Annotated in this window: 11 protein-coding genes and 1 pseudogene; 3 read left to right on the top strand and 9 right to left on the bottom strand. The window is 44.1% G+C overall.

The features are described from left to right. The 6 genes and pseudogenes from V7K44_RS17080 to V7K44_RS17055 form a co-directional block, all read right to left on the bottom strand. Positions 1-380: pseudogene (locus V7K44_RS17080) on the bottom strand (hypothetical protein); the annotation flags it as partial. Between the two features lie 152 nt (positions 381-532). After that, the gene (locus V7K44_RS17075; RefSeq protein WP_334933129.1) at positions 533-1609 is read right to left on the bottom strand and encodes an RNA-guided endonuclease InsQ/TnpB family protein; all 1077 of its coding nucleotides are present in this window, start codon (positions 1607-1609) and stop codon (positions 533-535) included. A 232-nt stretch (positions 1610-1841) separates the two neighbouring features. Continuing rightward, positions 1842-2216 (bottom strand): hypothetical protein, encoded by a 375-nt coding sequence (locus V7K44_RS17070; protein ID WP_334933128.1) that lies wholly within the window; start codon positions 2214-2216, stop codon positions 1842-1844. Between the two features lie 36 nt (positions 2217-2252). Next, positions 2253-3599, bottom strand: coding sequence for an LLM class flavin-dependent oxidoreductase (locus tag V7K44_RS17065; protein ID WP_334933127.1), 1347 nt, complete (start codon positions 3597-3599; stop codon positions 2253-2255). A 78-nt stretch (positions 3600-3677) separates the two neighbouring features. Then, entirely contained in the window at positions 3678-4352 is a 675-nt protein-coding gene (locus V7K44_RS17060; protein WP_334933126.1) for an O-methyltransferase, read from the bottom strand. An 81-nt stretch (positions 4353-4433) separates the two neighbouring features. Continuing rightward, positions 4434-5039 (bottom strand): nitroreductase family protein, encoded by a 606-nt coding sequence (locus tag V7K44_RS17055; protein ID WP_334933125.1) that lies wholly within the window; start codon positions 5037-5039, stop codon positions 4434-4436. Between the two features lie 315 nt (positions 5040-5354). On the opposite strand from V7K44_RS17055, the gene V7K44_RS17050 reads away from it, so the two are divergent. Genes V7K44_RS17050 through V7K44_RS17040 form a run of 3 tightly spaced genes read left to right on the top strand, consistent with a single transcriptional unit; the run spans position 5355 to position 8296 of the window. Continuing rightward, on the top strand, positions 5355-6308 hold the full coding sequence (locus V7K44_RS17050) for a D-2-hydroxyacid dehydrogenase (RefSeq protein ID WP_334933124.1): 954 nt from the start codon (positions 5355-5357) through the stop codon (positions 6306-6308). A 21-nt stretch (positions 6309-6329) separates the two neighbouring features. Next, on the top strand, positions 6330-7934 hold the full coding sequence (locus V7K44_RS17045; protein ID WP_334933123.1) for an FAD-binding protein: 1605 nt from the start codon (positions 6330-6332) through the stop codon (positions 7932-7934). Then, a complete protein-coding gene (locus tag V7K44_RS17040; protein ID WP_334933122.1) occupies positions 7934-8296 on the top strand; it encodes a 4Fe-4S dicluster domain-containing protein in 363 nt (120 codons plus the stop codon). Before V7K44_RS17045 ends, V7K44_RS17040 begins: the two co-directional genes overlap by 1 nt. A gap of 121 nt (positions 8297-8417) precedes the next feature. Here the strand turns inward: V7K44_RS17040 and V7K44_RS17035 are convergent, their stop codons facing one another. The 3 genes from V7K44_RS17035 to V7K44_RS17025 all read right to left on the bottom strand — a co-directional run bounded on the left by V7K44_RS17035 (position 8418) and on the right by V7K44_RS17025 (position 10757). Next, positions 8418-9209: a class I SAM-dependent methyltransferase gene (locus tag V7K44_RS17035; protein WP_334933121.1), complete on the bottom strand. Its 792-nt coding sequence runs from the start codon at positions 9207-9209 to the stop codon at positions 8418-8420. 238 nt (positions 9210-9447) lie between these two features. Further along, on the bottom strand, positions 9448-10452 hold the full coding sequence (locus tag V7K44_RS17030) for an aldo/keto reductase (RefSeq protein ID WP_334933120.1): 1005 nt from the start codon (positions 10450-10452) through the stop codon (positions 9448-9450). 128 nt (positions 10453-10580) lie between these two features. Continuing rightward, positions 10581-10757: a hypothetical protein gene (locus V7K44_RS17025; protein ID WP_334933119.1), complete on the bottom strand. Its 177-nt coding sequence runs from the start codon at positions 10755-10757 to the stop codon at positions 10581-10583. Positions 10758-11535: the final 778 nt, after the last annotated feature.

Genomic DNA, 11535 nt, shown 5'->3' with positions numbered 1-11535 from the left:
GTATCTGTATCTGTATCTGTATCTGTATCTGTATCTGTATCTGTATCTGTATCTGTATCTGTATCTGTATCTGTATCTGTATCTGTATCTGTATCAAGAATTACTTCATCTGCCTCGACCCGAACATTAGCGAACGTAGTCGTTCCCGTACCCGTCAACCGTTGCCCAAAGCCGTCCCAGTCGTCTATCAGATCAATTCCCTCACACTTAGTAGGAATGAGTATGAATGCTATAGGGTCATCGGGTGTTAACACGCGTACAAATATCAAGTCTGCATAAATACTACCAGTGCTGTAATACTTTTTACCATTGAGACGATAGCCGCCGTTATCGGGTGTTAATTTTGTATTTACCACCGCACCGCCACCAGATCGCTTCACTTCCAGTTCGGTGGTAGCGAGTCCGATAATCGCTCCATCAACGACCGCCTTGAGCCAACGGCGGTTTCTCTGCTATATAAATCCTAGACAAGTCTAGACATTTATTTCTTACTTCACTGGGAGCATGGGAGCGGTTATCCCTCAGTAAGCTTTCAAGGTTTAGCCAACCTCGATAAATTTATTGCAGCGTTTAAATCCCTGTCCATTGAATGACCACAACTACCACAGTTATAGGTTCTTTCTTTGAGTGGCATATCTTGAATATGTCCACAATTGGAACAGGTTTTACTGGATGGATACCAGGGATCTGCAATAATTATTTCACAACCAAACTTTTTAGCTTTATATTCCAACTGACGTTTAAACTCATAAAAACCGCAATCAGCAATTACTTGAGCTAATTTATGGTTAGATAACATCCCAGAAACTTTTAAATCTTCTACTACAATATGAGCGTGGTTTTTGCATAAGAAATTAGTGGTTTTGTGGATCGTATCTTTTCGGAGATTAGCTACCCTAGAATGATGTTTAGCGAGTTGAATTTTAGCTTTATATCGGTTGTTAGACCCTTTGCTTTTTCTGGCAACCCTTCTAGATAATCTTCTCAGTTTTTCTAGATTAGTTTTGTAATGCTTGGGATTAGGAAACACAACACCTGTAGAGAGTGTAGCCAGTTCCTTGACACCTAAATCAACGCCAACAACATCGTGTTGCTTAACAGTTGGAACGCGCTCCTGCTCATAAGCGAAGGCAATAAACCAACTATCAGCAGTTCGTGATATTGTCATTGATTTACAAGTAGTGTGAGGGAAACCCTCGTAAGTTCTTACCCATCCAATTGTAGGCAGTTTTATTGATTTCCCGCCTACGGGAATAGGTTTACCACCAGCATCAATAGTGAAAGCGTCGTGATGTCCTTTCTTTTTAAAGTTAGGATATCCACTTTTTCCACTAAAGAATCTAGAGAAACAATCACCAAGATTATCAAAGGCGTATTGAGTTATTTTCTGACAAATACCAGTTTCTTTAATCCAGGTAAATTCTGGTTTAACGTGGTTGTTAAAGAACTTTTTCAGGAGATATTTGTTAGGCTTTAATCCGTCTTTGTAAAGGTTGTTCCAAGTAGCAAGACCCCAATTATAAGTAAACCTCGCAATCCCAGCGTGTTTACTCATGATTATTTTTTGGACTTGACTTAGTTTGAGCTTTGTTTTGATGGATAAAAGCATTTGACACGACCTTTTCAAATGTGGTATCAAAGCATACTACACGTAGTATACAAGCAAGTCAATATGTCTGGTAAAACAATCTATGGTGAACCAAAAAATAAAACCACTTTAACTCTTACAAAAACAGCGTTAAAGTGGTTGGAGAAGATGCTCCCTTGAATTAAACGCTAATAGCTTAAGTGATGCTATCGAGAAAATGTCTAGAAAGCAACAAATATTTGACCATGATTGTCTATTTATGTCTAGCAAATTGGTTACTAGTAATTAGCTCACTGCGGGGAGCGCGCAAAATTCGCTCGGTCACGGAGAAATGATTCCGCACAATGTGAGCGACGTTCGGATCGGCATCTCCCAAACGAATCACCACCTCAAATAGTTCCCGCGCTGAACTACCACCACCACCTTCAGCAACGGGGATGCGTAATGCACCTAAGCGCGATCGCCTAATTAGGTCGATGATATCAAAAGGCAGGATGCGATCGCGATCGCGCTCCGTTGCCCCCAGCGCGATAAAATCCAACAAGGTTTGCAATTCGGGAGAGTTGGCTGTGACAGAAGCAGAGAACTCAAAGGTGGAATCTAAAGCTTTTTCTTCAATGTGGGTCATGGTTTTTCTCTCTGAATATTTTTGGAATAGCTACATTTAGCTGACAGATGCGGTTGTGGGCTGGAAGAAACGGTTAGTAGGGCGAGCAAGTCCCAGATTTTCGCGCAGCGTCTTGCCTTCGTACTCCTGGCGGAAAATCCCACGGCGTTGGAGTTCTGGCACAACCTTGTCTACAAAATCATTCAGCCCTTCAGGAAGAAAAGGGAACATAACATTGAAGCCATCAGACCCTTCCTCAGTCAGCCATTGCTCCATCTCGTCGGCGATGCTTTGGGGTGTGCCGACAAAGGCCAGTCCGCCGTAACTGCCAATGCGTTGCGCCAGTTGTCGAATAGTCAAGTTCTCACGTTGCGCTAAGGTTATTACTCTTTCTCGTGAAGAGTGACCAGCGTTATTCGGTGGGATTTCTGGCAAGGGGCCATCGGGATCAAAACCCGAAACGTCGTAGCCAAGCGCACTATTTAGGCTAGCAATTCCACTGTCATAATGTACTAGGCTATCTAAATAAAGACGCTTGGCATGTGCCTCGGCGACGGTTTCCCCCACGATGACTAAAGCACCTGGAAGGATTTTTATGCTGTCTGGGTCACGTCCGATTGCCTGCGCTCGTCCCTTAATGTCCGCAAATAAAGCTTTGCCAGCCTCCAGATTACTAGCAGGTGCAAACACAGCCTCGGCGGTTTCGGCAGCTAATTGCCGTCCGGCTTCGGATGCGCCTGCCTGGACGATTACCGGCCAGCCTTGGACAGGTCTGGCGATGTTCAATGGCCCTCGCACCGAGAGATATTTTCCCTGATGATTCAGAACGTGAAGCTTTGCGGGGTCAAAATAAATTCCTGCTTCCACGTCCTGAATAAACGCATCGTCAGCAAAGGAATCCCAAAGACCCGTGACAACATCATAAAATTCTCTAGCCCGCCGATAGCGTTCATCATGCTCTACCTCTTCTTCTAAACCAAAGTTGAGCGCTGCGTCTGGATTGGCAGTGGTGACGATGTTCCAGCCAGCGCGACCGCCACTAATATGGTCGAGAGACGCAAAGCGGCGAGCAATGTGGTAAGGCTGGTCGTATGTTGTGGAAGCGGTGGCTACCAGCCCAATGTGTTCGGTAACGCTGGCAAGGGCAGAAAGTAGGGTGAAAGGTTCAAAGGATGTGACAGTATGGCTGCGCTTCAATGCGTTGATTGGCATATTCAGCACCGCTAAGTGGTCAGCCATGAAAAATGCATCAAACTTACCTTGCTCTAGTTTCTGGATGAATCGTTTCAACGCTGGGAAGTTAAAATTAGCGTCAGGCAAAGCCCCAGGATAGCGCCAAGCACCTGTATGTATGCTTACCGGGCGCATGAAAGCACCTAGTTTTAATTGCTTCGATTTGCTCATCTTAAATGGGTTATTAGTGAATACAAGTCTTTAGGTATGGGAAAAACAGCCGATGTAACGGGCGATCGCTTTTGCAACTCAAGAGTCGCTAGTCACGATCGCGATCGCAAAGCCGTCGTAACCTTTACTACCCACGGTTTGGATCTCTGTAGCACTCACACGCGGTTCTGCTGCAAGTAGCTCGTTGAAGCGGCGTATCCCCTGCACACTACTATCACTACTAGCAGCATCGACCACCGCCCCATTACGGACAACATTATCGGCAATAATTAAGCTACCACGATGGGAAAGCTTCAGCGCCCAAGCCAAGTAATCGGGATTGCTTGGCTTGTCAGCATCAATAAAGATTAGGTCAAATGGATCGTGTCCTTCGGTGGCGATCTGTGGCAATGTATCCAGCGCCCGCCCGAGGCGTATATCTACGAGGTTGGACAGACCAGCGTGTGCAATGTTACTACGGGCGATTTCGGCGTGCTTTGGGTTAGCCTCCAGCGAGATCAAGCGACCGTCAGCAGGTAGCGATCGCGCTAGCCAAATCGTGCTGTAACCGCCCAATGTACCAATCTCTAGGATCGTTTGCGCCTTCTGAATTTGCGCTAATAGCAACAGCAGTTTGCCCTGATTGGGTGACACATTGTGCGGTGGTAGCCCTGCATCGGCAGCAGTTTGCAGCGCTGTATCCAGGGCGAGGTCGGGCTGAACAAACAAGTCGGTGATATAGCGATCAACCGCAGCCCAATTTTCTTGGGTCATATAGTAATTCTTTTTTGTAAATTTCCTTCGCGTTCTGCTTTGGAGTATGTCGAATGTATCTACATACTTCAGCCTCGATCTTTAGTCTTTCAATAAGGCTGAGGTATGTCCCCACTGTCCAGTAAAGACAAATTCTTTCAACGACTTGCGGACACGTGGAGCCAGTTCGCGATCGCGTAGTCCATCAGGGAGGCTTTGGGGATCGCCAGGATAACCAACTGTCACCACAGTTGCAGGCTCATAGTCTTCTGGAATTTGGTATATTTCTCTCGCGGTATCTGCATTAAATCCCGCTATTTGATGGGCAAATAAACCAAGAGAAGTCGCCTGAAGGATCAGGTTTTCTAAAGCCAGTCCGACATCATGAAATGCATGTCTGTTTGTTTTTCCGTCGTCAGTAAGGATTTTAGCGACTGCAAGTATCAGTACCGGAGCATTTTTTGCCCATCCTTGATTAAACTCAACCAAGGTACTAAGTAGACGATTGTATTCCGTTGAGTCATCTTTAGTGGCAACAATAAAGCTCCAAGGCTGATGATTGTAGGAAGAAGGTGCCCAACGAGCTGCTTCTAGCAATGAGAGTAGTTTATCCTGCTCAACTGAGCGATCGGCAAAAGCTCTAGAACTCCAACGACTCTGGATCAAGTCATGAACAGGGTATTGCGTTTGGGCAAGTTTCTGCGTCATTTTAATGAATTTCCTTATCGATACTCAGTAAGTTGCCAATTGAAGATGACTAGGATTAAGAAACGGAAATTTTTAGCCTTTTTTTAAAAAACTTAGCAAAGCTAACAATCTAGGCTTTCATTGATTTTTAGATGTAAATAGTCAGCCAGCATGAGCAATCCAGCATTGCAGGAGAGAAACAACTTTGTTGATTAATTGTATAATACGGCAAACTTATCGATTTATAGTACTATACTTTCAGTGGCGATCGCTTCCTTTGATATATTGCTTGCATTTCTCCATGCCCATTGACTATTTAGCGTCAAGGATTAACCCGTGGTCAAACTAATTTTACCCATAGAACTTACTACCGAGATTGAGCCACACCTACCATCGGATACAAGATTTGTGCGGGTAGATAGTGATGGTAATTTTGATAACGATCCCAGTGATGCTGAAATTTATCTTAATGGGTTTAAATTGAAGCCGACCACTCTACATAAGGTGCTGGCGGCTGCTCCTGGAATACGTTGGCAACAGACTCCTAGTGCTGGTGTAAATCACATTTTGACACCGATTTTTCTCGAACACGATATTATTCTGACTAATGGCGCGGGGGTTCATGCGATTCCGATTTCGGAATTTGTCTTAAGTTTGATCCTCTATCACGCCAAACAGTTACGGCAATTGCAAGCTGCTCACGACCAACGTACTTGGCGAAAAAGCTGGTTAGTACTACCAGAGTTAGCAAATTCAACTGTGTTAATTCTTGGGACTGGAAACATAGGCCAAGCGATCGCAGCTTGTATTAAACCATTTGGGGCGAGAGTTTGGGGTGGTCGTCGTCGTCCTGAACCTCTACCAAATTTTGATAAAATCGTCGGCACAAATGAATGGCACGCATTGTTGCCAGAAGTTGACTATATAATTGTGGCGACACCTCTAACACCAGAAACCAAAGCCTTAATTGATGAAACTGTACTGCGATCGCTACCCAGTCATGCTTATTTAATTAATGTCGGTCGAGGTGCGGTTGTGGATGAATCAGCCTTAACTAAGGCTCTCACTGAAGGCTGGATTGCAGGTGCAGGATTAGACACAGTTTCTATTGAACCACTACCGCCAGAAAGTCCTCTATGGTCGTTGCCTAACCTCTTTATTACACCCCATACTTCCGCAATTTCCCCAGCATTAAAAGGACGCATTAAAGACTTGTTCCTTGATAACTTAGAACGTTACCGAGGCAATAAGCCTTTACGGAATGTAGTTAATAAGGAAGCAGGATACTAAACAAATTTATACAGCCATAATATGAGTACAAAAACTTTTCAAGTCTCGGCAGCACAGAGTGTAATTACCACTGATGTCTTAGTTCTGGGTGGCGGGCCGGCTGGTACTTGGGCAGCACTTTCAGCAGCAAAGCAAGGTGCCCGTGTCGTCCTAGCGGATAAGGGGTATTGCGGTACATCAGGGGCAACAGCTCCATCCAATACTGGGACATGGTATCTTCCCAAAGGCGCAGAACGTGATGCAGAAATTGAGCGTCGGCTGTCTCGCTCATCAGGACTTGCCGATCGCCGTTGGTTACAGCGTGTGATTGAGCAGGCACAAATAGGTTTAGAAGATTTAGGGGATAACGGCTATCCTTTTCCTTTTGATGAGCAGGGCAATCCCTACCGTGCTAACTTGCGCGGGCCAGATTATATGCGCTTCATGCGACATAGAGCGATCGCAGCTGGTGTACGCATTCTTGACCATCATCCCGCACTCGAACTACTTTGGGCTGATGGTGCGATCGCAGGTGCGGCAGGTATTCATCCGCGCACAGGGAATCGCTGGGAAGTCAGAGCAGGTGCCGTTGTGCTGGCGACCGGTGGATGCGCTTTTCTGTCTCATGCACTAGGTTGCGATGGTAATACAGGTGATGGTTATCTCATGGCAGCAGAGGCAGGAGTCAGACTATCTGGAATGGAATTTTCCTCACAATATGGCTTGTCACCTGCTCATACTTCCGTGACCAAGGGATTGACCTTTACCTTCGCCAGTTTTTATCTGGAGGATGGCTCTCCCTTACCGGAAAGTGGGGAAGACCGAGCTGTACGTATTGCACGCCAGTTGGTTGCGGGTGAAAAAGTGTATGCCCTGATGAATCGTGGCAACCCTATTGAACATGAATGGTTGCGCCAGGGTCAACCTAACTGCTTTCTACCATTCGAGAGGATTGGATTAGATCCATTCCAGCAACCCTTCCCAGTGACGCTACGCTCCGAAGGAACTGTTCGCGGCGTAGGTGGGCTGGAAATCATCAACAATGATTGCGCTACAAAAGTGCCGGGACTTTATGCCGCAGGTGATGCAGCCTCTCGGGAAAATCTTACAGGGGCAGTTTCAGGAGGGGGAAGCCCTAATGCATCCTGGGCGATCGCTAGTGGGACTTGGAGTGGCCGAGCAGCAGCACTTTTTGCTGCCTCTTTAGGCGACAAAGCCGGGACACGCTTGGTTCGTGGTTTAGGTCAAGCAGGTTTGCGTCCCCGTAAACAGCCGCTAGAGGATGAGTTAATATCGGAAGCGATTAGTGCTGTTCAGGCTGAAACCTTGCCGCTTGATGTTAATTTCTTTCGTTCTGGAGGGAGGATAGCACTATCATGTCAACGTTTGGATGCAGTATGGGCAGATATTCGAGATTATCTAGTAGGTGAAGGTCGCAATGCTCTACGCGCACGGGAAGCTGCGGCGATGGCAGCTACAGCTCGCTGGATCTGGGCGAGTGCGGATGCACGTAAAGAAAGTAGAGGAATGCACCGACGCACAGATTTTACAAAAACTGACGTGCAACAAACAAGAAGAATATTTACCAGTGGTATCGATGATGTTGTGGTTGTCGCCGCAGAAAATCAGTTGCAAGAGGTAGCGTAATGATTGAAATTGTTGATAGCGATCGCTGTATCGGCTGTGATATCTGCGTAAAAGTTTGTCCGCGCGATGTCTTTGATTCTGGAGACGATGGAATAGCTGTAATTGCTCGTAAATCAGATTGTCAGACTTGTTTTTTGTGCGAGTTGTATTGCCCTGTTGATGCGCTTTATGTGTCGCCTTATGCCGAACTGGATGATGAGGTTGATACAGAAGAGTTAATTACCCAAAACTTGCTGGGTAGTTACACCCGTAACATGGGTTGGCATCATGGCAAAATGGGAGGGACTGACAAAGATCCAACTCAACAACTTAGAATTTTGAACAGGGCAAGACAGGATAATGCAAGATTGAATGAAACATAAGCAGCAATAGGGTTTTAAACTAGTGTGGCATAACTAGAGAAAGCGGAAGTTCGGCTTAAATAGAGTAGACGCGCTTTGCGTAGCTTTTCGTAAAGACAAGATACTATATCTGCAATGATGCTTATGGTTTACGAGCAACAACGTAGTAAATCAATTCCTTATGCCATACGCCCTGCTCAGTTTCTAGTGCAGCAATCTCATCGTCATAACTCGCTTTAATCTGGCGAATTTTTTCCGGTTTTAATTCCCGCAGAGGATTATCGGTATGTAGCCAGAATTGCCCATTCCATCTGCTCTGGGCTTTTTCTAAGCCCAGATAAGTTCCCATCTGTTGGGGATGAATTTCGATTTGATTAAATTTGGCTTGAGTTAATACGTGTTGAATTCGATCTGGTGTTCCCAATGGTTCGTGCAGATTGGGAAGTGTGATTCCATGTTTTGCACAGGCTTCTACGATCGACAATGCTAAATATGAATCTTCAGACGAGCAGGTAAATGCAATGAATCCGCCGGATTTGAGACAACGATACCAACTTCCGAGTATCGTGGGAATGTTGGGAAAAAGCACGATCGCGTAAGAACAATAGATCGCGTCAAACTCATTCGATTCAGGCTGATATGCTTCGGCATCGACTTCAATTAACTGAACATTGGATAAGTTTTCGGCTTGAATTTTCTGCTGAGTAATCTTGAGTAATTCTGTTGCGATATCAATTCCAATCACAGAACCACTTGCGCAAACTTTCTTAGCAGCTTGGATCGCAATATTTCCTGTTCCCGTTGCAACATCTAAAACGGATTGCCCAGGAAATGGAGTTGCGTAGTCAAAAAGTGCGATCGCGCGATTGCGAGTGGCATCATTATCATAATTCGTCCTAGCGTTGTAGAAATCGATAACTTCCTGTTTATACATGATAAATAATATGAGTTTAGGATAAGAAAGTTTCCCAAAATTAATTCGTCAACATACTTCAAAATTTCTGTTTAGGTGGTAGCAAAGGCAATGCCGATCATTATAATTTTATCTGTATCTCCCGCTACATTCCGAATTTGGAATTGCTGTAAAAAGAGGTAAAATCAAGGCTTTTAACCCGCGTATGCGGGTTTTGCCTATGTAGCCGTGACTTCCAATCGCCTAGTGCAAGATTACTCTACGGGCGATTTCCAGATGGGTGCTGATGCCCTAGTATAGGATGGGGTGTGTAAGGTTCTTCTAAGAATTTGCGCTCTTCATCAGAAAGCTCTAAATCCACCGCCTCCACAGCCTCTTTAAGATGTTCTATCTTACTAGCGCCAATTATCGGAGATGTTACACCTGGTTGATGCAATAGCCAAGCTAGGGCAATTTGTGTGGGTTTCACACCCCGTTTTCCGGCTAATTCAACTACGCGATCGACTACTTTAAAATCTGAATCTTGATAGTAGAGATTGTGAGCAAATTCGTCAGTTTTTGCCCGCAGTGTTTGGCCATGATCTGACTTACTGCGATTCCCTGCTAAAAAGCCCCGCGCTAAAGGACTCCAAGGAATAATACCAATCCCTTGATCTAGGGCTAAGGGTATCACTTCTCGTTCTTCTTCCCGATAGACTAGGTTGTAGTGATTTTGAATTGATACAAAACGAGTCCAGCCGTGAATGTCTGCTGTATAAAGGGCTTTAGCAAACTGCCATGCATAAACACTAGAAACCCCTAAGTAACGGACTTTACCTGCTTTGACAATATCATGCAGTGCTTCTAGGGTTTCTTCAATTGGTGTTTCATAGTCCCAACGGTGAATTTGGTACAAGTCTACATAATCAGTTTGTAGCCGCCGCAAAGAAGTATCAATGCTGTCAAAAATATGTTTGCGAGATAGTCCTCGATCATTTGGGCCATCGCCGACTTTGCCATGTACTTTAGTAGCAATCACAACTTGATCTCGTTTAGCAAAGTCTTTCAGCGCTCGTCCGACAATTTCTTCACTAGCACCCAAAGAATAGACATCGGCGGTATCAAAGAAATTAATCCCCAATTCCAAAGCCAGTTTGATAAATGGACGACTTTCTTCTTCTTCTAATACCCATTCGCGCAGTTTACGCGAACCATAAGTCATCGTGCCTAGTGTAATCCGGGATACTTTGAGTCCAGTTTTGCCAAGATTTACATATTTCGTCATACAGTTTGCTCTACTTTTTGTTGGGATGCTTAATAAGGTTGTGATATTTCTATAGCCTTTTGACAGTGATTTGCCTAGAGTATTGCAGAGCTATGAGCATTGCTTTGCAAAAGCCAGGATACAAAATACTATATATCAATCGACTTGCCGGAGTTAATAGCTATAATATTAAGAATTGCATATAAATGAGAAATATGGAACAGGAAATCAGGAAATGTTTGGGAGAGGGGGCTATTGGTAAAATCTCTCGGATCTGCAAAGCGATCGCCACCGTGAATCCAACCAGGGCTGCGGCTAAAGCTCATAGTTCAAATAGTGTATAGTTTTCAAATTTCAAGAAAATTTTTAATATAGTTCTGTTTATCGATAGATTTAGAGCATTTTAAAATATTTAAGGCTACAATTACTTGTATAAATTGCTATTTCTGTTAAACAAAATACCTAAAATACTATTAGTAAAAAATAAATTTCTTGCTTAGATAATAAAATAGAACATAAGGTACATAGAAAATATGTGTGTAAATTATCCTGTTTAATTATCTAATAATTTATATTCTAAAAATCTCAAAATAATACTTGATTTTACATATTATTAGCTATACTAATATTTAGATAAGCTAACACTAGCAAAAGAATTATAGTGTTTATCGTCTGAGTGAGTTACATCTCGTTGCGGTGAGGGGCTACAGGCGAAGATGTAACTCATGTGAGGGCTGCCATAACAAGCCTTTCTAAAAATACAGGATGCATCAGAGGAGTTGCTTGTTTTATCTGAAATGCTAGTGCATCAATTGCTGTTTTTTGTAATTTCTCAGAAATCAGTCTCAATCAACTTTGTCTATCAGCATCTATAAAGACGAGTGGGTACTAGGCAGCAAAATTGGTAAGTAAGAAAAATAGGAGATAGAGAAGACCTCTTGCAAAAATCTTTGAATCACCCCTCCCCAACCCTCCCCTTTACAAGGGGAGGGGGCAAGATTTCAAGTTTCCCCCCTTTATAAGGCAGGGCTGATTCATTCCACAAGGGCAAGAAGTTTGTCAATATCATTAGAGAGAAATCTTTGAGCAATTGTGATGGAAGGA

Source organism: Nostoc sp. (assembly GCF_036917235.1).
Lineage (GTDB): Bacteria > Cyanobacteriota > Cyanobacteriia > Cyanobacteriales > Nostocaceae > Nostoc.
The sequence above is the reverse complement of the archived record's forward strand: the minus strand, read 5'-3'. Positions and strand labels throughout refer to the sequence as shown.